Origin of the sequence: Pseudomonas pichavaramensis, from assembly GCF_050473265.1 — a bacterium.
Classification (GTDB): domain Bacteria; phylum Pseudomonadota; class Gammaproteobacteria; order Pseudomonadales; family Pseudomonadaceae; genus Aquipseudomonas.
Map to the genome: position 1 here is coordinate 135818 of NZ_JBJKFJ010000012.1, position 21950 is coordinate 157767.

Annotated in this window: 21 protein-coding genes; 12 read left to right on the top strand and 9 right to left on the bottom strand. The window is 63.9% G+C overall.

What is annotated here, in order from left to right:
• Positions 1-43 precede the first annotated feature (43 nt).
• The 3 genes from ACJRW5_RS19275 to ACJRW5_RS19285 form a co-directional block, all read right to left on the bottom strand.
• On the bottom strand, positions 44-1438 hold the full coding sequence (locus ACJRW5_RS19275; RefSeq protein WP_484572101.1) for a PepSY-associated TM helix domain-containing protein: 1395 nt from the start codon (positions 1436-1438) through the stop codon (positions 44-46).
• 81 nt (positions 1439-1519) lie between these two features.
• Positions 1520-1906, bottom strand: a complete 387-nt coding sequence (locus ACJRW5_RS19280; RefSeq protein WP_484572102.1) for a DUF2946 domain-containing protein — start codon at positions 1904-1906, stop codon at positions 1520-1522.
• Positions 1907-2012: 106 nt separating this feature from the next.
• The gene (locus tag ACJRW5_RS19285; protein ID WP_484572103.1) at positions 2013-2933 is read right to left on the bottom strand and encodes a LysR family transcriptional regulator; all 921 of its coding nucleotides are present in this window, start codon (positions 2931-2933) and stop codon (positions 2013-2015) included.
• 105 nt (positions 2934-3038) lie between these two features.
• Here ACJRW5_RS19285 and ACJRW5_RS19290 point away from each other — a divergent pair, with 105 nt between their 5' ends.
• The 3 genes from ACJRW5_RS19290 (at position 3039) to ACJRW5_RS19300 (ending at position 4725) form a co-directional block, all read left to right on the top strand.
• Positions 3039-3332 carry a putative quinol monooxygenase gene (locus ACJRW5_RS19290; protein WP_484572104.1) on the top strand — a complete coding sequence of 98 codons (294 nt, stop codon included), beginning with the start codon at positions 3039-3041 and terminating at the stop codon, positions 3330-3332.
• A gap of 22 nt (positions 3333-3354) precedes the next feature.
• A complete protein-coding gene (locus tag ACJRW5_RS19295) occupies positions 3355-4371 on the top strand; it encodes a zinc-binding alcohol dehydrogenase family protein (RefSeq protein WP_484572105.1) in 1017 nt (338 codons plus the stop codon).
• Positions 4372-4542: 171 nt separating this feature from the next.
• Positions 4543-4725 carry a hypothetical protein gene (locus ACJRW5_RS19300; RefSeq protein ID WP_484572106.1) on the top strand — a complete coding sequence of 61 codons (183 nt, stop codon included), beginning with the start codon at positions 4543-4545 and terminating at the stop codon, positions 4723-4725.
• A gap of 3 nt (positions 4726-4728) precedes the next feature.
• Here the strand turns inward: ACJRW5_RS19300 and ACJRW5_RS19305 are convergent, their stop codons facing one another.
• Complete coding sequence (locus tag ACJRW5_RS19305) at positions 4729-5358, bottom strand: TetR family transcriptional regulator (RefSeq protein ID WP_484572107.1); 630 nt, start codon at positions 5356-5358, stop codon at positions 4729-4731.
• Between the two features lie 180 nt (positions 5359-5538).
• Between ACJRW5_RS19305 and ACJRW5_RS19310 the strand changes: the two genes are divergently transcribed.
• Genes ACJRW5_RS19310 through adeC form a run of 3 tightly spaced genes read left to right on the top strand, consistent with a single transcriptional unit; the run spans position 5539 to position 11273 of the window.
• Complete coding sequence (locus ACJRW5_RS19310; RefSeq protein WP_484572108.1) at positions 5539-6687, top strand: efflux RND transporter periplasmic adaptor subunit; 1149 nt, start codon at positions 5539-5541, stop codon at positions 6685-6687.
• A gap of 15 nt (positions 6688-6702) precedes the next feature.
• Positions 6703-9843 carry an efflux RND transporter permease subunit gene (locus ACJRW5_RS19315; RefSeq protein WP_484572109.1) on the top strand — a complete coding sequence of 1047 codons (3141 nt, stop codon included), beginning with the start codon at positions 6703-6705 and terminating at the stop codon, positions 9841-9843.
• Positions 9840-11273, top strand: coding sequence for an AdeC/AdeK/OprM family multidrug efflux complex outer membrane factor (gene adeC / locus ACJRW5_RS19320; RefSeq protein ID WP_484572110.1), 1434 nt, complete (start codon positions 9840-9842; stop codon positions 11271-11273). The genes ACJRW5_RS19315 and adeC overlap by 4 nt, the downstream gene beginning before the upstream one ends.
• A gap of 646 nt (positions 11274-11919) precedes the next feature.
• On the opposite strand, the gene ACJRW5_RS19325 is transcribed toward adeC, so the two are convergent.
• The 4 genes from ACJRW5_RS19325 to ACJRW5_RS19340 are packed head-to-tail and all read right to left on the bottom strand — an operon-like array spanning position 11920 to position 15537.
• Positions 11920-12513, bottom strand: coding sequence for an HAD family hydrolase (locus ACJRW5_RS19325; protein WP_484572111.1), 594 nt, complete (start codon positions 12511-12513; stop codon positions 11920-11922).
• Complete coding sequence (tesB, locus tag ACJRW5_RS19330; protein WP_484572112.1) at positions 12510-13379, bottom strand: acyl-CoA thioesterase II; 870 nt, start codon at positions 13377-13379, stop codon at positions 12510-12512. The genes ACJRW5_RS19325 and tesB overlap by 4 nt, the downstream gene beginning before the upstream one ends.
• Positions 13376-14980 (bottom strand): SagB/ThcOx family dehydrogenase, encoded by a 1605-nt coding sequence (locus ACJRW5_RS19335; protein ID WP_484572113.1) that lies wholly within the window; start codon positions 14978-14980, stop codon positions 13376-13378. Before ACJRW5_RS19335 ends, tesB begins: the two co-directional genes overlap by 4 nt.
• Positions 14977-15537 (bottom strand): GNAT family N-acetyltransferase, encoded by a 561-nt coding sequence (locus tag ACJRW5_RS19340; protein ID WP_484572114.1) that lies wholly within the window; start codon positions 15535-15537, stop codon positions 14977-14979. The genes ACJRW5_RS19335 and ACJRW5_RS19340 overlap by 4 nt, the downstream gene beginning before the upstream one ends.
• 57 nt (positions 15538-15594) lie before the next feature.
• Between ACJRW5_RS19340 and ACJRW5_RS19345 the strand changes: the two genes are divergently transcribed.
• The gene (locus tag ACJRW5_RS19345) at positions 15595-16515 is read left to right on the top strand and encodes a histone deacetylase family protein (RefSeq protein ID WP_484572115.1); all 921 of its coding nucleotides are present in this window, start codon (positions 15595-15597) and stop codon (positions 16513-16515) included.
• Positions 16516-16576: 61 nt separating this feature from the next.
• Positions 16577-17401 (top strand): class I SAM-dependent methyltransferase, encoded by an 825-nt coding sequence (locus tag ACJRW5_RS19350; protein ID WP_484572116.1) that lies wholly within the window; start codon positions 16577-16579, stop codon positions 17399-17401.
• Positions 17402-17416: 15 nt separating this feature from the next.
• Here ACJRW5_RS19350 and ACJRW5_RS19355 read toward each other — a convergent pair whose 3' ends face one another.
• Complete coding sequence (locus tag ACJRW5_RS19355; RefSeq protein WP_484572117.1) at positions 17417-18550, bottom strand: aminotransferase class V-fold PLP-dependent enzyme; 1134 nt, start codon at positions 18548-18550, stop codon at positions 17417-17419.
• A 112-nt stretch (positions 18551-18662) separates the two neighbouring features.
• Here ACJRW5_RS19355 and ACJRW5_RS19360 point away from each other — a divergent pair, with 112 nt between their 5' ends.
• The 4 genes from ACJRW5_RS19360 to ACJRW5_RS19375 all read left to right on the top strand — a co-directional run bounded on the left by ACJRW5_RS19360 (position 18663) and on the right by ACJRW5_RS19375 (position 21887).
• A complete protein-coding gene (locus ACJRW5_RS19360; RefSeq protein WP_484572118.1) occupies positions 18663-19898 on the top strand; it encodes a TIGR03862 family flavoprotein in 1236 nt (411 codons plus the stop codon).
• A gap of 128 nt (positions 19899-20026) precedes the next feature.
• Entirely contained in the window at positions 20027-21028 is a 1002-nt protein-coding gene (locus tag ACJRW5_RS19365; RefSeq protein ID WP_484572119.1) for a response regulator, read from the top strand.
• Positions 21029-21032: 4 nt separating this feature from the next.
• Entirely contained in the window at positions 21033-21470 is a 438-nt protein-coding gene (locus tag ACJRW5_RS19370; protein ID WP_484572120.1) for a PAS domain-containing protein, read from the top strand.
• Between the two features lie 54 nt (positions 21471-21524).
• Positions 21525-21887, top strand: coding sequence for a VOC family protein (locus ACJRW5_RS19375; RefSeq protein WP_484572121.1), 363 nt, complete (start codon positions 21525-21527; stop codon positions 21885-21887).
• Positions 21888-21950 lie beyond the last annotated feature (63 nt).

Here is a 21950-nt window from a genome sequence, read left to right on the forward strand (position 1 = left end):
GGGATTGTCTCCGGGTGGGTAAGGTTGAAAACATGACACTTCTTCAGTTGGCGAATCGGGTTCCGGGCAGCAGACACAGCGAGCGGTCGAGCCCCCACATCAACAACAGCGAGACGCCCACCAGCGGAAAGATCATGCCCAGCACGATCATCACGCAGATGGCGATCTTCCAGCGCGGCAGGTCGTGGCGCAGCGGCGGTACGCCGAGACGACCGGCCGGGCGGCGCTTCCACCAGATCACCAGGCCGCTGAGCGCACTGAAAATGATCAGCAGGCAGACCAGCGCCATCAGTACCTGGTTGGCCAGGCCGAACATCTTGCCTTCGTGCAGCTTCACCCCGCTCTCCACGGCCCGCGCCACCATGCCGTAGTCCGCCCAGCGCACATCGGCCAGTACCGCACCGCTGTATTGATCCAGGTGCAGGGTGGCGTCGTTGCGTGGGTCGTCGGCGAACAGTCCGATGCTGTAAACGCCCGTGGCGCCCTGCGGGAAGCTGATGCTGTAGCCGCGCTGCACGCCACGCGCATCGGCGGTGTCGACCACCTGCTGCAGGCTGATGCGCGGCGCAGCAGGGCCGTGATCCTGACGGGCATGGCCGCGGTGCGCCGCATGCGGATCGGATGCCGGCAGCGGTGTGACCTCCGCCGCCCAGGACACGGTCTGCTCGCGGCTGCTGTTGAGGCTGCCGGCAAGCTGCCCGGACTTCGGCACGTCATCCCACATCGCCGCGGGAAACTGATTCCAGGCACCGGCGAACTGGGCGCCCCAGAAGCCGGTCCAGGTCATCCCGGTGAGCAGCATGAACAACAGCAGCAGAGAGCCCCAGAACCCGGTCACCGCGTGCAGATCGCGCCACAGCAGGCGCCCTCGCGCATGCAGGCGCGGCCAGAGTACGCCGGCCAGGTTGTTGCCGCGCGGCCACCACAGGTACAGGCCGGATACCACCAGCACGATGCCCCAGCCGGCGGCCAGCTCGATCAGCCGGTCGCCCAGTGTGCCGATCATCAGGTCGCCGTGCAGGGTGCGCGCCACGACTTGCAGGTTCCATTGCCCGTCCTGCTCGCCGAGCAGCGTGCCGCGGTAGGGATCGACGAACAGGTTGAGCAGACGACCATCCTGCTCGATGACGAACTGCGCGCTGCGCCCTTCGCCAACAGGGGGCAGGTACTTGCTCACCGAGGCACCGGGGTACAGCTGCTCGACCAGTGCCAGCTGCTGGTCGGCGCTGACGCGCTGCTCGGCCGCTGGCGCCAGCATCAGATGTGGGTACAGCCAGGTGTCGAGCTGCGGCTTGAACAGATAGATCATCCCGGTGACCGACAACAGGATCATGAACGGGATGACGAACAAGCCGGCATAGAAATGCCAGCGCCAGGCCAGGTTGTAGAAAGACGGGGCCGCACGAACAGGTGCGGAGCTATCGGGGGAAGACGCCATGAAGCTCTCTCCAGCCCACCGCGGTCAGGGACGCGCGGTCAGGCATTCGCATGATAGGGACGCCCGGAGCGGGCGGACGGATCAGGCGAACAAAGGAGAAGCGCGGGGATTGGCCGGAGGCCAGCGATAACGGGTGATGCGCGGCAGATGCAGCGCGGACGCCGACCAGCTGCGCTCGACAGTCAGCAGCCCGAGCAGGCCGAAGAAGGCAGCGAGAATGCTGGCGCTGAACAGGCTGGCCAGGGCGCAGTTGGAGCCGGTGGCCGGGTTCGGCGGGACGATGCCGGAGCCGTCCAGATCTGCCCCCGCGCCGAAGTTGCCATCGAACGAGCAGTACTGGCCATCGAGACCACTGAGCTGCATACCGGCCATCTGGCCATGACTGATTGCGCAGACGAACGCACTGAACAGAATGCTGAAGTACAGCACCCAGGCAGTCAGTGAGCGGTCTTTGCGAGCCAGTTTCATGGGGCGCGACTCTAAACAGAGGATGGCGGTGCGACACTGCGGTGCGTTGCCGCAGGTGTTCGCGGCTGGAGTCTAGCAGAGGCTGAAAGCCATATCGCGAAACGCATCAATACGATTGCCACGGTGCAGCATCCAGCAAACGCTGGCAGCGCAGTTGCACGAACTCGCGCAGCAGATGCACCGCCTTGCTCAGCTGAGCACGGTGGGCGCAGACGAGGTACAGCGGCGTGGACTCGCCACGCCAATCCGGCAACAGCACTTGCAGACGGCCTTCGCGCACATCCTGGGCCACATCAAGCCAGGACTTGTACACCACGCCCTGCCCTGCAATGGCCCAGCGCCGGGTGACATCGGCGTCATCGCAAACCCGGTCACCCTTCACGCTCAGGACGACGTCGCGCTTACCATCCTGAAAGCGCCAGCGGTCATGCACGCGGCCATGCAGCATGTAGAGCAGGCAATTGTGCTGGTGCAGTTCTTCCACGGCCTGCGGCGTGCCGTGCCGGGCGAGATAGGCCGGTGAGGCGCAGAGCACACGGCGGTTATCCAGTGCCACCGGCAGCGCGACCAGGCTGGAGTCTTCCGGCGCGCCATAGCGCAGGGCGATATCCACCGGCTCGCGAAACAGATCGGCCACCCGATCAGCCAGCAGCAGGCGTAACTGCAACTGTGGATGCTCGTCCTGAAATTCGTCCAGCCAGGGCAGCAGCGTATTGCGGCCGAAATCCGACGGCGCCGACAACTGCAACAGGCCGCGTATGCCTTCCTGACTGCCGGCCAGTTGCTGGCGGCCTTCTTCCAGGCTCTGCAACGCCAGGCGCGCGTGCACCAGATACAGCTCGCCCTCAGGCGTCAGGCGCAAGCTGCGCGTCGAGCGCGCCAGCAGACGTACCTGCAGTTGCTGTTCCAGACGCTTGAGGGCGGCACTGGCCACCGCCGGCGATACATCCAGCAAGCGCGCAGCCGCAGAAAGGCTGCCGGATTCGGCAGTCCGTACGAACAGTTGCAGATCATCGAGTCGCAGCATGCACGCCACTTTCAAAAAAATAATGAAAGAGACTCTACTCGCCGGTCCTTTTTATAGCCAGTTAAACAAACGAGCATGCTCCCACACCGCTAACGGAGCGCTCCGATGCACATTCCACTGAGTCTCATCGCCACGATCAACGTCCTGCCAGGCCATACCGAGGCAGTTGCTGCCGGTCTACGAGAACTGGTTACGGCCAGCAATGCCGAGCCGGGTTGCCTGCGCTACGAACTGCATGGCAACCCGGGTAATCCCGAGCAGTTCGTGATGATCGAGCAGTGGCGCGATGAGCAAGCCCTGGAGCTGCATCGTAACGCGCCTCACTTCCAGCATTTCACCAGCACCTTCGGCGAGCGGCTCTCTGGCATCGAGCTGCTGCCCTTGCATCGCCTTGCCTGACCTTTCCATGAGGAACCAATCAATGAAAGCCGTCGCCTACTATCAGTCCCTGCCCGCCGAGCACCCTGAAGCGCTGCAGAATGTCCAACTGGCCGAGCCACAGCCCGGCCCACATGATCTGTTGGTCGAGGTCCGCGCCATTTCCGTCAACCCGGTGGATACCAAGATCCGCCAGGGTGTGGCCCCACAGGATGGCGCGGCCAAGGTACTGGGCTGGGACGCCAGCGGCGTGGTCAAGGCTGTCGGCAGCCAGGTCAGCCTGTTCCAGCCTGGCGACCGGGTGTTCTATGCCGGCGCCATCGACCGTGCCGGCGCCAATAGCGAACTGCACGTGGTCGACGAGCGGATTGTCGGCGCGATGCCCGAAAGCCTCTCCTTCGCTGAAGCCGCAGCGTTGCCGCTGACCGCCATCACCGCCTGGGAGTTGTTGTTCGAGCGCCTAGAGATCAGCGAAAGTCCGAACGATCAGGGCCAGAGCCTGCTGATCGTCGGAGCAGCCGGTGGTGTCGGCTCGATCCTCACGCAGCTGGCACGCCGCCTGACCGGGCTGACCGTTATAGGCACTGCCTCGCGACCACAAACCCAGGCCTGGGTACGTGAACTGGGCGCCCATCACGTGATCGACCACAGCAAGCCACTGAGCGAAGAGCTGGCCCGCATCGGCATCGGCCAGGTCACTCACATCGCCAGCCTGACCCAGACCGAGCAGCATTATGAGCAACTGATCGAAGCGCTGGAGCCGCAAGGGCGCCTGGCACTGATCGACGACCCGGTGCAGCCGCTGGACGTGATGAAACTCAAGCGCAAGAGCCTGTCACTGCACTGGGAGCTGATGTTCACCCGCTCGCTGTACCAGACCGACGACATGATCGAGCAGCACCGCCTGCTGCAACGTGTGTCGCAGCTGGTCGACAGCGGCGTGCTGAAAACGACGCTGGGAGAGCACTTCGGTCGCATCGACGCCGCCAACCTGCGCCGCGCGCATGCTCTGCTGGAGAGTGGCAAGGCCAAGGGCAAAATCGTGCTCGAAGGCTTCTGATAAGCGAAAGTTCGGGCGCGACAGACGTGCCCGGGCTGCCGTTCATCGCCAGACCGCCCCTGCTCCGATCACCGGTTTGATCCAGGTCAGAAAACAGTCATGCGCCAGGACTATGCTGATCGCTCCTGCAACAGACCTCGATAGATCGTCACAGCTCAGGGGGTGGTCAGCATGAACATTGTCGTCCAGCAGCACAATCAAGGCGGCGAGTACCTTTGGCAGGTACGTCTGGATCAGCACTGCGTGAGTTTTCGTAGCGAAGAGGAGGCTCGCCAGTTCGTCAACACGCTGGAAGCCCGGCTGCGTGCCCCGCACCGCCTGCCGGATCTGCCCGCCTATCGCCAGGCGAGCTGAGCGTCAGCCCTGGCGCAAGGCCGGGCTGCACAACATATCCAGCGCTGTATCGACCAGTGCGGGCGCCTGCGCGGCCAAGTCGAAGTTGGGCATCAGCAACCAGTTGGTCTCGATGCCTTCCATATAGGCGTGCAGACAAACGGCAGCGCGCGGGCAATCCAGGTCGTGCGGAAGCTGGCCTTTGCTGACCGCATTGCCCAATGCCTTGGCGATACGCTGGTCACACTCGAGGCTGAGCGCCTGCATGCGCTCACGCAGACCGAGCAGCTCGCCAGTGTACTCGCATTTGTAACGCAGGATGTCATGAGTACGGCGGGTTTGCGCATCCCGAGCCAGGCGCGTCAGTGCCTTTACCAGCAATTCGCGCATGCAACCCAGCGGGTCCGGCTCATGCTCGCTCTCGCTGGCACGCGCCAATTCCTCCAACGGTAGCCGCAAGCGCTCGAGCATGGCCTGAAACAGGTCTATCTTGTTCTCGAAGTGCCAGTAGATCGCACCGCGACTGACGCCGGCCTCCTTGGCCACCTCAGCCAGAGAGGCACGGGAAACGCCCTGGGCATGAAATACCCGCTCGGCCGCGTCGAGTATATGGACGCGTGTCGCCTGCGCTTCCTCTTTGGTTTTTCTGGCCATCTGTCTACCTGCGTGCGTATTGCCGTCACCCTCCGGTAAAGGAGAACGAGCGAGAGTATGCAGGCAGCTTTAGGCATTTACAAACATTCACGCATGTAAGTATATTTCCCGGCTACTTCCCTGCCTTCGCCCCTCTTTGCCCTCCGGGTACAGATTTCAATTAGAACGAGGTTTCTTCAGATGCACACGAAGCCAGCCTTCGCCGCCTTGGTTTCCGCCGTCGCTTTGGCTCTGCTCAGCCTCACTGGCTGCCAGGAAGACAGCGCCCCGCAAGCTCAACAAGCCCCCCAGGTCGGTGTGGTTACTCTGCAACCCCAGCCTTACGCGTTGACCACCGAAGTACCTGGTCGCACCGCCGCTTACCGCATCGCTGAAGTGCGTCCGCAGGTCAACGGCATCATCCAGAAACGTCTGTTCACTGAAGGCAGTGAAGTCAAGGCCGGGCAACAGCTGTATCAGATCGACCCGGCAACCTACGAAGCCGCATTCAAGAGCGCTCAGGCCACACAGATTTCTGCCAAGGCCCTGGCCGATCGCTACAAGTTGCTGGTCGCCGACAAGGCCGTCAGCCAGCAGGCCTACGACGAAGCCCGCGCTGCCGGCCTGCAGGCCGACGCCGCGCTGGAACAGGCGCGCATCGACCTGCGTTACACCAAGGTACTGGCGCCGATCAACGGTCGCATCGGTCGTTCCGGTGTCACCGAGGGCGCTCTGGTGAGCAACGGCCAGGCTACTGCGATGGCCACCATCCAGCAGCTCGACCCGATCTATGTAGACGTCACCCAGTCGAGCAAGGAATTGCTCAGCCTGCGTGCCGACCTCGCCGAAGGTCGCCTGCAGAAAGCCGGTGACAACTCCGCGAAAGTCCAGCTGGTACTGGAAGACGGCAGCCACTACAGCCATGAAGGCACCCTGGAGTTCTCCGAAGTATCGGTCGACGAAGGCACCGGCTCGGTGACCCTGCGCGCCGTGTTCCCCAACCCCGATCACCTGCTGCTGCCCGGCATGTTCGTGCACGCCGAGCTGCTGGCCGGCGTCAAGCAACAGGCCATTCTGGCCCCGCAGCAGGGCGTGACCCGCAACTTGCGTGGCGAGCCGACTGCCCTGGTGGTCAACGCCGAGAACAAGGTGGAGATGCGTCAGCTGAAGGCCTCGCGAACCGTCGGCAATGCCTGGCTGATCGAGGACGGCCTCAACGAAGGCGACCGCCTGATCACCGAAGGTCTGCAATTCGTGCAGCCTGGCGTCGAGGTCAAGGCGGTACCGGCAGGTAACGTCAAGACCGAGCAGAAGGCAGATGATGCCGAGCCAGGCAACGGCCAGGGCTGAACGGAGAAATACTGAATGTCCAAGTTCTTTATCGACCGGCCCATCTTCGCCTGGGTGATCGCCCTGGTGATCATGCTCGCTGGCGGCCTGTCCATCCTCAAGCTACCGATCAACCAGTACCCGAGCATCGCTCCGCCTGCAGTTTCCATCGCGGTGAGCTACCCGGGCGCCTCGGCGCAGACGGTGCAGGACACCGTGGTGCAGGTGATCGAGCAGCAACTCAATGGCCTTGATGGTTTGCGCTATGTCAGCTCGTCGAGCAACTCCGACGGCAGCATGGAAATCATCGTGACCTTCGAACAGGGGGTTAACCCCGACATCGCCCAGGTTCAGGTGCAGAACAAACTGCAGCTGGCCGCGCCGATGCTGCCGCAGGAAGTGCAGCAGCAAGGTATCCGGGTGACCAAGTCGGTGCGTAACTTCCTGATGGTCATCGGTGTCGTCTCCAATGACGGCAGCATGACCCGTGAAGACCTGTCGAACTACATCGTCTCCAACCTGCAGGACCCGATCTCGCGGACCAAGGGCGTGGGTGACTTCCAGGTGTTCGGTGCCCAGTACGCCATGCGTATCTGGCTCGACCCGGCCAAGCTCAACAGCTTCCAGCTGACTCCGGTTGACGTACGCACCGCCATCCAGGCGCAGAACGTACAGATCTCCTCCGGTCAGCTCGGCGGTCTGCCAGCGGCCCCGGGCACCCAGCTCAACGCCACCATCATCGGCAAGACCCGCCTGCAGACCCCGGAAGAGTTCCGGAACATCCTGCTCAAGGTTGCGCGCGATGGCTCCCAGGTTCGTCTGGGCGACGTGGCCAAGGTCGAACTGGGCGGCGAGAACTACTCGATCAACGCCCAGTTCAATGGCAAGCCGGCGTCCGGTCTGGCGATCCGTCTGGCCACCGGCGCCAACGCCCTGGACACTGCCAAGGCGGTACGCGAGACCATCGACAACCTCACGCCGTTCTTCCCGGCAGGCATGGAAGTGGTGTTCCCGTATGACACCACTCCGGTGATCTCCTCCTCGATCGAAGGCGTGGTGCACACCCTGTTCGAGGCGATCGTACTGGTGTTCCTGGTGATGTTCCTGTTCCTGCAGAACCTGCGGGCAACGATCATCCCGACCATGGCGGTTCCAGTGGTACTGCTGGGCACCTTCGGTGTACTGGCGGCGTTCGGTTTCTCCATCAACACCCTGACCATGTTCGCCATGGTGCTGGCGATCGGCCTGCTGGTGGACGACGCTATCGTGGTGGTGGAAAACGTCGAGCGGGTGATGCGCGAAGACGGCCTGTCACCCAAGGAAGCCACGCGCAAATCCATGGGCCAGATCCAGGGCGCGCTGGTCGGTATCGCCCTGGTACTGTCGGCGGTGTTCCTGCCAATGGCCTTCTTCGGTGGCTCCACCGGGGTGATCTACCGGCAGTTCTCGATCACCATCGTCTCGGCCATGACCCTTTCGGTACTGGTTGCACTGGTCTTCACCCCGGCGCTGTGCGCCACCCTGCTGAAACCCATCGACGGTGAGCACCACGAGGCCAAACGCGGCTTCTTCGGCTGGTTCAACCGCACCTTCGAACGCGGCACCGAGCGCTACCAGCGCGGTGTATCGGCGATGATCAAGCGCAAGATCCCGTTCCTGCTGCTGTATCTGGTCATCGTCGCCATCATGGCCTGGATGTTCTCGCGTATCCCCACCGCCTTCCTTCCGGAAGAAGATCAGGGCGTACTCTTCGCCCAGGTCCAGACCCCGGCAGGCTCCAGTGCCGAGCGTACCCAGGTGGTCGTCGACGACATGCGCAAATACCTGCTCGACGACGAAAGCGATGCGGTCCAATCGGTGTTCACCGTGACCGGCTTCAACTTCGCCGGCCGCGGTCAGAGCTCGGGTATGGCGTTCATCATGCTCAAGCCCTGGGGCGACCGTCCCGGCGCAGAAAACGGCGTCGCGGCATTGGCTCAGCGTGCACAGGGGCATTTCTTCAGCTTCCGTGATGCGATGGTGTTCGCCTTCGCCCCGCCGGCGGTTATGGAAATGGGTAACGCCACCGGCTTCAACCTGTTCCTGCAGGATCAGGCTGGCGTCGGCCACGAAGTGCTCAACGAAGCCCGTGACAAGTTCCTTCAGCTGGCCAACGCCAACCCGGTACTCGACAGCGTGCGAGCCAACGGCCTGCGTGACGAGCCGCAATACCAACTGCTGATCGACGATGAACGTGCCCGCGCCCTCGGCCTGTCGCTGTCGGACATCAACAACACCCTGTCGATTGCCTGGGGTGCCAGTTATGTCAACGACTTCATCGACCGGGGCCGGGTCAAGCGTGTGTACCTGCAAGGTACGCCGGAATCGCGCATGAGCCCTGAGGACCTGAACAAGTGGTACATCCGCAACGATCAGGGCCAGATGGTGCCGTTCAGCGCCTTCGCCAGCGGCGAATGGACCTACGGCCCACCCAAGCTGTCGCGCTACAACGGCGTCTCGGCGGTGGAAATCCTCGGCGCCCCGGCCCCTGGCTACAGTACCGGTGACGCCATGGCCGCAGTCGAGGAAATTGCCTCGCAGCTGCCGGAAGGTGTCGGCTTCGCCTGGACCGGCCTGTCCTACGAGGAACGTCTGGCAGGCTCGCAGACCACCGCACTGTTCGTGATTTCGGCGATTGTGGTGTTCCTCTGCCTGGCTGCGCTGTACGAGAGCTGGTCGATTCCGTTCTCGGTGATGCTGGTGGTGCCGCTGGGGATCATCGGTGCGCTGCTGTTCACCGAGCTGCGCGACCTGTCCAACGACGTGTTCTTCAAGGTCGGCCTGCTGACCACCATTGGTCTGTCGGCACGTAACGCCATTCTGATCGTCGAGTTCGCCAAGGCGCAGTACGAACAAGGTATGACGTTCGCCGAAGCGGCCATCGAGGCTTGCCGCATGCGTCTGCGTCCGATCGTGATGACCTCGCTGGCATTCATCCTCGGCTGTCTGCCGCTGGCCATCGCCTCCGGCGCTGGCGCCGGCAGCAAGCACGCCATCGGCACCGGTGTGATCGGCGGCATGCTCAGCGCACTGGTTCTGGCGATCTTCTGGATTCCACTGTTCTACGTGGTGGTCTGCTCGCTGTTCGAGAGGAAAAAGCAGCCGGCCGATAACAACGAGAAGGAGGTACTGCAATGAGGCAGTCCCTGTTGTCCCTGGCCGTAGCCGCTGCCCTGCTCAGTGGCTGCAGCCTGATTCCCGACTATGAGCGTCCCGATGCACCGATCGCTGCCGACTGGCCGCAAGGCGAGGCCTACGGCAACGCGGCCAGCGAAGGCAGCCGCGCGGCGGCCGACCTGCAGTGGCGCGAGTTCTTCCGCGATCCGGCCCTGCAACAGCTGGTGCAGCTGGCACTGGAGAACAACCGTGACCTGCGTGTCGCGGCCCTGAATGTCGAGGCCTATCGCGCGCTTTATCGCATTCAGCGTGCAGACCTGCTGCCGTCGGTTTCTGCCGACGGTGGCGGCACCCGTCAGCGTCTGCCTGCTGACCTCAGCCAGACAGGCAACCGCACCACCACCAGCCAGTACAGCGCGACCTTGGGCGTCAATGCCTGGGAGCTGGACTTCTTCGGCCGTATCCGCAGCCTCAGCGAGCAGGCGCTGCAACAGTACCTGGCCACCGAACAGGCGGCCCGCAGCACGCAGATCAGCCTGGTCGCCAGCGTGGCCAACGCCTATCTGCAGTGGCAAGCGGATCTCGCCCTGCTGCAACTGACCCAGGACACCCTGAAAACCTACGAAGACAGCTACCGCCTGACCCAGCGTAGCTTCGATGTCGGTGTGGCCGATGCCCTGTCCCTGAGCCAGGCTCGCAGTGCCGTGGACAGCGCCCGCGTCAGCCTGGCGCAGTACCAGCGCCTGGTGGCCCAGGACCGCAATGCCCTGACCCAACTGCTCGGCACCGGCTTGCCGGACGAGCTGCCACAAGGGCTGGCCCTGAACGCCGAACTGCTGGAACAGGTGCCGGCTGGTTTGCCTGCCGACCTGCTGCAGCGCCGTCCTGACCTGCTGCAGGCCGAGTATCAGCTCAAGGCCGCCAATGCCAACATCGGCGCCGCCCGTGCAGCGTTCTTTCCCAGCGTCAGCCTGACCGCCAACGCCGGCACGGCCAGCAGCCAGTTGTCCGGCCTGTTCGACAGCGGCTCCGGTACCTGGTTGTTCCAACCGCAGATCAGCCTGCCGATCTTCAACGCCGGCCGCCTGCGCGCCAACCTCGACTATGCCGAGCTGCAAAGCGACATCAGCGTCGCGCAGTACGAGCAAGCCATCCAGGTAGCCTTCCAGGAAGTCGCCGACCGCCTGGCGGCACGTACCACCTACCGTCAGCAGCTGGACGCCCAGCGCGCCCTGCTGGAAACCACCGAGACCTACTACGAGTTGGCCGAACGTCGTTACCGCACCGGTGTGGACAGCTACCTGACCCTGCTCGATGCCCAACGCCAGCTGTTCAGCGTGCGCCAGCAACTGATCGGCGACCGCCTGGCACAGCTGAGCAGCGAAGTGGAGCTGTACAAGGCTCTGGGTGGTGGCTGGACGAATACGGAGAACGCCGCCGCACAAGATTGATCGCGCGTAACCCGCATCAAGGAAGACCTTATCCAACGCGCCGCCCCCGCAGTTTTTGCGGGGGCGTTTTTTTGGTTCTTCGCACAGCTTGGGGAAGTACGGGGTGCCAACGTACTGGCAAGTTTGTGTGCGTATCGCTTACTGACTTAGCAGTATCCATTACCGCGCGCTAAGCGTTTGGGTTGCTCCCCTTACGGGCGCGAGCTTGCATAACTTTCACGTAATTAAACTCGTCGGTGTCTGGCTTTTGCTCTCAGGCAGCGATCACGCAGACGACGCACAAGTCCCCTTCAGGAGGCCGAGTGAAATCGCCACGTAAGGGGTTGAGCGACATGGATGTCGCGAGAGCTGCGATGGGCCAGGGACGGCCCTTCGCAGCGTGCCCCTGAAGTGGTGATGGAACGAGGGAACCCCGGCGCAGCCGGGGCCGTATGTAGGGGTGTGTTTCTTTGCTTACTTTCTTTGCACAAGCAAAGAAAGTGAGTCGCCCGTGAGGGGCGAAACCCATCAGGCCAGGCGGCGTGCTAATGGAGAGTGCCACTCATCGACAGCAGGCACTTCTTTGCCAGTCCGGTATCAAACGTATCCTCGCCGCGACAATACAAAACACCTTCCTGCGGTCGAACGTCGTGGAAAACCGTAAACCTCAGCCCAACGCGGCCAGCAGCTGCGCACAATCCTGTGCATGCAGTTCGGTCAGTTCCGGCCAGGGATTGTCCGGCAGGTTGACCAGCACACTGCGCGCACCCGCAGCCTGGGCACATTCCAGGTCGAAGCGGTAGTCTCCGACCATCACCAGCGCCTGCGGTTTGACAGCCCAGCGCTCGGCCAACTGCAACAGACCGCCCGGATGCGGCTTGGGCGGCGCTTCGTCGCGACCGAGGATGTCGGCTGTGGCGAAGCAATCATCCAGGCCGATGGCCTGCAACGTCAGCAACGCCAACTCGTGCGCATTGCGCGTGAGGATGCCCAGCTGGCAGCCGCGTTCGCACAAGGCACGCACCAGCTCGACAGCCCCCGGCGCCGGGCGCGACGCTACCGCCAGCTCCCGTTCGTGTTCCAGCAGCCAGGCATGTTTGGCTGCCGCCTCGTCCGCCGGCAGCGCGGCCAGATGATGGAGGATGTCATCTTCCAGGGGGATGCCCAGCGCCCGCTTGATCGCCGGAAAGTCGTGCACGGCCAGGGTCAGAGTGCCGTCCATGTCGAATACCCAGTGGCGGGCCTCGCGCAATGCCTTCACTTCCAGTCCTCGCGCACGCGGGTCAGGCCTTCCTGCGCCACCGAGGCCACCAACTCGCCCTGACGGTTGTAGATGCTGGCACGGGAGAAACCACGCGCATTACCGGCCCACGGGCTGTCCATGGCATACAGCAACCAGTCGTCCATGCGCAGATCACGGTGGAACCACAGCGAGTGATCGAGGCTGGCGACCTGCATGAATTTCTGGAACACCGACACGCCATGCGGCTGCATCGAGGTCGTGAGCAGGTTGAAGTCGCTGGCATAGGCCAGCAGGTACTTGTGCAGCTGCGGGTCGTCCGGCAGCTCGCCAGCGGCGCGGAACCACACATGCTTGACCGGCTCGCAGGGTTGCGGCGCGAAGGGATTGATCAGGGTGACCGGGCGAATCTCGATGGGCTTGTCGCTGATCGCCCGCTCGCGCAGACGCTCAGGAATCATCGCCGCCACCATGCGTGCCAGGTCCGTCTCCGATTTCAGGTTTTCCGGGCCAGGCACATCGGGCATCTGGCTCTGATGATGAAAGCCTTCTTCGTCGTACTGGAAGGACGCGCTGCAGAAGAAGATCGGCTGGCCCTTCTGCACGGCCACTACGCGCCGGGTGCTGAAGCTGCCGCCGTCACGGGTACGTTCGACCTGGTAGACCACCGGCAAGGTGGCGTCGCCCGGACGCAGGAAATAACCGTGCATGGAGTGCACGTGCCGCGCCTCCTCGACGGTCTGGCTGGCAGCGGAAATGCACTGGCCCAGCACCTGGCCACCGAATAGCTGGCGAAAGCCCAGATCCTGGCTGCGGCCACGGAACAGGTTTTCTTCGATCTGCTCCAGGCTGAGCAGCGCGACCAGATCGTCGAGCACCTGGGTCATGGAGTCTCTCCTCGTGCAGGGGGTAATCGCGATTGAGAATAGGCCGGCAAAGACGTCAGGCGTTCGTCCCATACGGCGCGGCCAAGAGTGAAATGGTAAAGACTTTGCCAACCGTTGTCGGCATCTCCGAGCAATTCCCGCAGAGCGTCGTCGAAATAGCAGCCAATCCCCGTGCCGGAAAGTCCCGCTGCTTCAGCCTCCAGATAGAGCAACTGGCCGATCTGCCCACACTCCCAGTACAGCCTGGGATAGCGCCAGGCGCCATTGCTCACGACCTGCTCGACCCGAGCCAGCATGGCCAAGGCAACGCAGCCGTCGGCAGCGATGTCCTGGCCGCAACTGAGAAAGCCCGCCAGCCCACGGGCATCGCCTTCGAGCAGACGATAGAGCGGGAGCTCCTCGTCCACTCGTTGCCACAGGAAGTCCGCGCGCAGCGGTTGCATACCGCGGCCAGTACGATCCAACCAGTACAAGCCAGGTGCCAGACCCTGCACACGATGAACGAACAGCAGCAGATCGACCTCGCTCGGCTCACCACTCACGGCGAACGGCACCGGCGATTGCGCCGGCATCAGGCGGCGCAACCAGGCCAGCAGCAGATCAGCCTGGATACCGCTGCGCCCATCCATGCTTTGCGCACTGCGTCGGCGGTGCAGAAGCGGCCGCAGCGGCAAGCCAGGATTCTCGGCCCGCACACTGACCACATCACGACTCCAGTCGCCAACGGAGCGAGCCGGTGCCCGACACAGCCCGTGCACTCGCAGTAGCTCGGGCCAATGCCGATAGTCACGCGACAGGCGATTGGGCCTGCCGCAACGCGGCAGTTGCGCCAGCGCGGTCAGCACCGACCCGGGCAATGCGAACTCCCGCGGCTGCGCCGACCCGACCCACAACAGGCAATCACCGTACTCGGCCTCGTGAAAACCCTCGCTATCCAGCCCCAACAGGCCATCCACACGTTTCTCGGCCACACCATGCAGCATGCGCACCTGCCAGCCCTGCACACTGGCGGCGATGGCCAGCGCCGCCAGGGCATGACCGAGATCATGCTGGCAGTAGCGATAGGCACGCTCGCCATACTTCCAGGCCTCACGCCAGGCGATGCTGCTCAGCCCCAGAAGAAAACCGCCCGGCGGCAGGCTGTCGGCAACGTGTCGGCCGAGCGGCAGCGGTAACTCACTGCGCACTTCCAGCGCGTGCACATCCGGCGCGTAATGCGCCAGCACACCCAGCTCGTCGACCGTGCCAGGCAGCAGCAGCAGGTAGGCCTCGGTCGGGTGCAGATTGCCGGACGAGGGATTGACCCGCAGCGCCCAGCGATTGCCGCCCGCCTCCTTCCACGCAGAAATCGCCAGGCTGTCGTAGAGCAGTTGCGAGACGCTGGCACGGTCCAACGGCGCTGGCGACGTTTGCGGCCCGGCGAATACCGTGTCATACGCTGGCCCCTCCTCCAGAGGGCGGTGATACAGCTCGATCAGCCGTGCACCTTCATAACGGCGAAACGGCGCTGGCTGGGTGGCCCAGTCCAGTTGCCCCGGCCCAGGTGCAAAGCGCTGTGGGGCATGCTTGCTGAGCTGATGGTAGGCGAGCACGTCCTTCATCGCCGTGCCTCCCACTGCGCGCGGCGGATGCGATAGAGCACATGGGGTTGCAACGGATGACCACCCGGCAGCTTCGGATGGCGGAAGTCGCCCGCCTCGTCACGCTGCATGCCAATGGCGCGCATCACCGCCTGCGACGGCAGATTGGCCGGTACGGTAAAACTCACCACCTGATCCAGCGCCAACTGCTCGAAGGCCACGTCCAGCGCCGCCCGCGCGGCCTCACTCGCATAACCCTGGCGCCAGTGCGCCCGCGCCAGGCGCCAGCCGATCTCCACGGCCGGCACGAAGGGCGCAGCGAAACTGACCCGCGCCAGACCGGTAACACCGATCAACTCGCCACCGTCACGTTTCTCCAGCGCCCAGAAGCCGAAACCGTGCTCGGCAAAGTGCGCACGCATGCGCGCCAGCAACTGTGCGCTCTGCTCGGCATCCAGCGGCGAAGGAAAATGGCGCATCACCTCGGCATCGGCATTCAGCGCGCTCAACGCAGGCAGGTCGCTGTCACGCCAGGCGCGCAGCAACAGCCGCTCGGTGGAGGTTTCGATCGGGGTCATGGCGATTGTTCCTCAAGGCTGCGACCATAGTGAGCCGTCTGAACGAGCACCCATTGTATGCCGCTACCGCTGGTCTACCACGAGGATTACAGTCCGCCCTTCCCGGCCGGGCATCGTTTCCCCATGGAGAAATTCCGCCTGCTGCGCGATCACCTGGTTGCCAGCGGGCTGACCACGGATGCCGCGCTGCAACGTCCCGAGCCGTGCCCGGCGGAGGTTCTGGCCCTGGTGCATTGCCCGGACTACATTGCCCGCTACATGGCCGGCGAGCTGGCGCCGGAAGATCAGCGACGCCTCGGTCTGCCCTGGAGCGACGCCCTGGCGCAACGTACCGTGCGCGCCGTGGGAGGCTCGCTGCTGACCGCCGAACTGGCGCTGCAGCACGGCCTGGCCTGCCACCTGGCCGGCGGCACGCACCACGCGCACTATGACTGCCCCTCGGGCTTCTGCATCTTCAACGACCTGGCGGTAATTGCCCGCTATCTGCTGGCAGCCGGCCGGGTGCAGCGTGTGCTGATCTTCGACTGCGACGTGCACCAGGGCGACGGCACCGCACGCCTGCTGGAAAACGAACCAGATGCCATTACCGTATCGCTGCATTGCGAGCAGAACTTCCCGGTACGCAAGGCGCAGAGCGACTGGGACATTCCCCTGCCGCGCGGCATGGGCGACGCCGATTACCTCAAGGTGGTCGACGATACGCTCAACTACCTGCTGCCGCTCTACCAGCCGGACCTGGTGCTCTACGACGCCGGAGTCGACGTGCACAAGGATGACGCCCTGGGTTATCTGCAACTGACCGACGCCGGCATCGCCGCCCGTGACGAAGCCGTGCTCGAACACTGCCTGGGCCGCGACATCCCGGTATTGGGGGTGATTGGCGGCGGCTACTCCAAGGACCACGCCGCCCTCGCCCGCCGCCACGGCATCCTGCATCACAGCGCAGCCCGGGTCTGGGCCGCGCGAGGGCTGCGTTGACGCGCAAGGTCTGACGACACGTCGGCATAATCTCACTCTGTCCCCTTAAGGAAGCAAGGTCATGGACGATTCATTCGAGCTGAACAAGGCCAACTGGAACGAACGCGCTGCGCTACATGCGGCCTCCCCCGACTATCAGGTGCAAACACTCATCGAGTCGGCCGCACATCTGTCCGATGTCGTGCGCTTCGATCTGCCCCGCCTCGGCGATATACGAGGATTAGAAGCTCTGCATCTGCAATGCCATATCGGTACTGACACCCTGTCCCTTGCTCGCCGGGGTGCGCGGCTTACCGGCCTGGACTTCTCCAGCGCCTCGCTGGAGCAGGCGCGCCACCTCGCTGACGCATGCCAGCAGAAGATCCGCTTCGTCGAGGCGTCGGTCTACGATGCGGCACGGGTGCTTGGCGAGCAGCGCTATGACCTGGTCTACACAAGTATTGGTGCCCTCAACTGGCTGCCACGTATCGATGAGTGGGCGCGGAATGTCGCGGCATTGCTCAAACCCGGCGGGCGGCTCTTCCTGCGCGAGGCGCATCCCGTTCTATTGAGCCTGGATGAGAGCTGCGAGCATGAGTTGCGTATTGCCCATCCGTACTTCGAACAGCGCGAGCCGATGATCTGGGACGACGAACAGACTTATGTGCAGACCGACGCGACACTCACCGCCACCGTCACCCACGAATGGAATCATGGCCTCGGCGAGATCATCACAGCTCTGCTGCATCACAGCATGACGCTTACCGCGCTGGAAGAACACGACTGCGTGCCGTGGGAAGCCCTGCCCGGACAGATGCAACAGGGCGCAGACGGCGAATGGCGCCTGCGCACGCGGCCCGAGCGCCTGCCGCTGAGCTACACGCTGCAGGCCGTGAAGAATCGCTGACGCAACAGGTGCTGCTCAGCCGGCCAGCACCTTGTCCAGCGCCTGTTCCAGAGTCGCCACGCTGCGCTCGACATTGCCCAGCTTGTCCAACCCGAACAGGCCCAGGCGGAAAGTCTGGAAGTCCGCCGGTTCGTCGCATTGCAGCGGCACGCCAGCGGCGATCTGCAGGCCGACGGCGGCGAACTTGGCACCGGTCCTGATCTGCGCATCGTCGGTGTAGCAGACCACCACACCCGGGGCCTCGAAGCCGTTGGCCGCGACGCTCTTGAAGCCGCGCGTCGCCAGGAGCGCGCGCACGCGATCACCAAGCTCCTGCTGTTGCTGGCGCACCTTGGCGAAGCCAATGGCCTTGGCCTCGAGCATGGCGTCACGGAAGCGCGCCAGGGCGTCGCTGGGCATGGTGGCGTGATAGGCATGACCGCCCTGCTCGTAAGCCTGCATGATTTGCAGCCACTTCTTCAGGTCGCAGGCGAAGCTCGTGCTCTGCGTCGTTTCGACGCGCGCCTGGGCCGCCTCGCTGAGCATCACCAGCGCGCAGCACGGCGAAGCGCTCCAGCCCTTCTGCGGGGCACTGATCAGCACGTCGATGCCACAGGCCTGCATGTCCACCCAGAGGGTGCCGGAGGCGATGCAGTCAAGCACGAACAGGCCACCGACCGCATGCACGGCGTCGCTCACCGCGCGCAGGTAGTCGTCCGGCAGGATCATCCCCGAGGAAGTCTCCACGTGCGGGGCGAACACCAGCTGCGGCTTCTCCGCGGCGATGGTGGCCAGCACCTCGTCCAGCGGCGCCGGGGCGAAAGCGGCCTGCGGGCCATCGACAACCGGGCGCGCCTTGAGCACCTGGGACTCGGCGGGAATGCCGCCCATGTCGAAGATCTGCGTCCAGCGGTAACTGAACCAGCCATTGCGCAGCACCAGGCACTTCTGCCCGGTCGCCAACTGGCGTGCCACCGCCTCCATACCGTAGGTGCCGCTGCCGGGCACCACAGCCACCGCATACGCGTTGTAGACCTGCTTCAGGGTGCTAGAGATATCGCGCATCACGCCCTGAAACGACTGCGACATATGGTTCAGCGAGCGATCGGTGTAAACCACCGAATATTCAATCAGGCCATCGGGATCGATGTCAGGGCAGATATGGGACATAACGGACTCCAGCCGAAAAGGTTCGAGCAGAACCTGCCCTAAGCCTGAGCAAATGACAAGGCTGCGGGGCACTCGGGTAGAATGCGCTGCCATTTGCCAAACGCCCGCCGTCATGACCCGCTCCCCGCAATCCACCGCTCCTCTCGTCGCCATCATCGGCGGAGGCCCTGCCGGACTGATGGCCGCCGAAGTACTGGCTCAGGGTGGACTGCGCGTGGAACTGTTCGACGCCATGCCTTCGGTGGGGCGCAAGTTCCTGCTGGCCGGGGTCGGTGGCATGAACATCACCCATTCCGAGCCCAAGGACGCCTTTATCGGGCGTTACGGCGAGCGCCAGGCTGAGGTCGCGGCTCTGCTCAGCGACTTCGATGCCGATGCCCTGTGCGCGTGGATTCACGGCCTGGGTATCGACACCTTTATCGGCACCTCCGGCCGCGTATTCCCGACCGACATGAAAGCCGCACCGCTGCTACGCGCCTGGCTGCGCCGGCTGCGTGAACTGGGCGTGGTCATCCACACGCGCAACCGCTGGCTGGGCTGGAACGCTGACGGCAGCTTGCGCATCGCCGACGCAGACGGTGAACGCGCATTGGCGAGCGACGCCTGCCTGCTGGCCCTCGGCGGCGGCAGCTGGGCACGCCTGGGCTCCGACGGTGCCTGGGTGCCGCTGTTGCAAACCCGAGGTATCGAGGTGGCGGCCCTGAAACCGAGTAACTGCGGTTTCGAGGTCTCGGGCTGGAGCGCTCACCTCAAGGAAAAATTCGCCGGCGCACCGCTGAAGAACGTCGCCCTTGCGCTACCCGGCCAAGCAGCCCGCATCGGCGAGTTCGTACTCACCGCTGGCGGCATCGAGGGCAGCCTGGTGTATGCCTTCTCCGCCGCCATCCGCCGCGCCATCGAGAGCGACGGCCAGGCGCTGATCCATCTCGACCTGTTGCCGCAGATGCCGCTGGCCAAACTGCAGCAGGCGCTGAGTAAACCGCGTGGTAAAAACTCGATGGCCAAGCACCTGCACCGCCAGGCCGGGCTGGATGGCGTCAAGGCCGCTCTGCTGCGCGAGCTGGCGCCGGCCGAGGCCTTCGCTGATCCAGCTGAGCTGGCATCGCGGATCAAGGCGCTGCCCATCACCCTGCTGCGCACCCGACCGCTGGACGAGGCGATCAGCAGTGCCGGCGGGGTGCCGTTCGAAGCACTGGATGCAGGTCTGATGCTCAAGTCCCTGCCCGGCGTGTTCTGCGCCGGCGAAATGCTCGACTGGGAAGCCCCCACCGGTGGCTACCTGCTCACCGCCTGCTTCGCCAGTGGCCGGGTGGCGGCGCAGGGCGTACTGGACTGGCTCGCGCGATAGTCAGCTCGTAGCCCGGATGCAATCCGGGGCATCCTCGAAACATTCCCCGGATTGCATCCGGGCTACTACGCCGCGTGGCTCCGTCTATGCTCAGTTGCAGCGTTTCCTTACACAGGTAATCCCCCAACGTGATCCCGCTGCTGGTCTGCGACGACTCCAATATGGCGCGCAAGCAACTGATCCGCGCCCTGCCGGCACAATGGCCGGTCACCCTCAGCCAGGCCGCCAATGGCGAGGAGGCCCTGGCTCTGCTGCGCCAGGGCCTGGGGCAGGTCATGCTGCTCGACCTGACCATGCCGGTGCTCGATGGCTATCAGACGCTGGCTGCTCTGCGTGCCGAAGGCCTGAGCAGCAAGGTCATCGTGGTCTCCGGCGATGTGCAAGACGAAGCGCTGCGCCGCGTGCGCGAACTCGGCGCCCTGGCCTTCATCAAGAAGCCTGCTGATCCGGAGGTTCTGCGTCAGACGTTGATCGAGCTGGGCCTGTTCGACCCGCAGGCCACACAAGCCGCGCCGCCCCCGGCGGTGCCGCTGGCGGAGCTGAAAGTCAGCTTCCGCGATGCCCTGCGCGAGGTGAGTAACGTCGCCATGGGCCGCGCTGCCGCGTTGCTGGCCAAGGTGCTTGGCGTGTTCGTGCAGTTGCCGGTGCCGCAGGTGAATATCTTCGAGGTCAGCGAACTGCACATGACCCTGCTCGACGCCCAGCGCGGCGAGCGCTTCAGCGCCATCTGCCAGGGTTTCATCGGCGAGGCCATCGCCGGCGAGGCGCTGCTGCTGTTCCATGATTCGGAAGTGGACGACATGGCGCGCCTGCTCGGCTGGCAACCGGAGAACCAGGCGCAAACCTCGGAGATGCTGCTGGACCTGGCCAGCATCCTGATCGGCGCCTGCCTCGCCGGCGTCGCCGAGCAGCTCGATCTGCGTTTCTCCCAGGGCCATCCACAGTTGCTCGGCCAGCACGCCAGCCTCGACCAGCTCATCCAGGTCAACCGCCAACGTTGGCGCAAGACCCTGGCCGTGGAGATCAGCTACAGCCTGGAGGGCCACGCCATCCATTTCGACCTGCTGCTGTTATTCACCGAAGACTCGATCAAACGCCTCACCAGCAAGATCGATTACCTGATGGAGTGAGACGATGCCCGCGCAGATCGATATCAAGGAAGTTCACTGGCTACTCGACATCGTGCAGTGCATCGATGTCGGCGTGGTGGTGCTGGACCGCCAGTACCGGGTCGAGGTGTGGAACGCCTTCATGGAAAACCACTCCGGACTGGGGCCGGACCAGGTGCAGGGACGCTCGTTGTTCGAGCTGTTCCCTGACATCGACCGCCCCTGGCTGGAGCGCAAGGTGGAGAGTGTGGTGCAGCTGGGCACCCGTGCCTTCAGCCTGTGGCAGCAACGCCCTTACCTGATGCGTTTCAAGAGTTACCAGCCGATCACCGGCCAGGCCGACTTCATGTACCAGAACGTCACTCTGCTGCCGCTGGCCGGGCAGCCCGTGGAACATGTCTGCCTGGTGATCTACGACATGACTGCAGCAGCCGTGGCGGCGCAGGCACAATCCACGGGTTGAATCATCGTAGCCCGCGTACAATCCGGGCCAGATTCAAAAGAAAAAGGAATTTACATGCTGCGAAGCGTCGAACTGAAAACCTTCGTCCCGGCGCGGGACTTCAGCCTGAGCAAGGATTTCTACCAGGCCATGGGCTTTCGGCCAGGCTGGTCGGACGAACAGATGGCCTACTTCAGCCATGGCGAGAATTGCGCCTTCCTGCTGCAAAACTTCTACGTGAAGGAACAGGCGGAGAATTTCGTCATGCATCTGCTGGTGGAAGCCGTCGACGACTGGTGGCAACAGATCAGGGCGGCGCGCCTGGACGAACGTTTCGGCACGCGCCTGATAGCGCCGCAGGACCAGCCATGGGGCATCCGTGAGTTCATCGTGTTCGATCCCAGCGGCGTACTCTGGCGGATCGGGCAGAACATCTGAGCGCCCTAGGTTCTATCGCGGCTAAAGCCCCTCCCACGGGCCGTGCACTGTCATGTGGGAGCG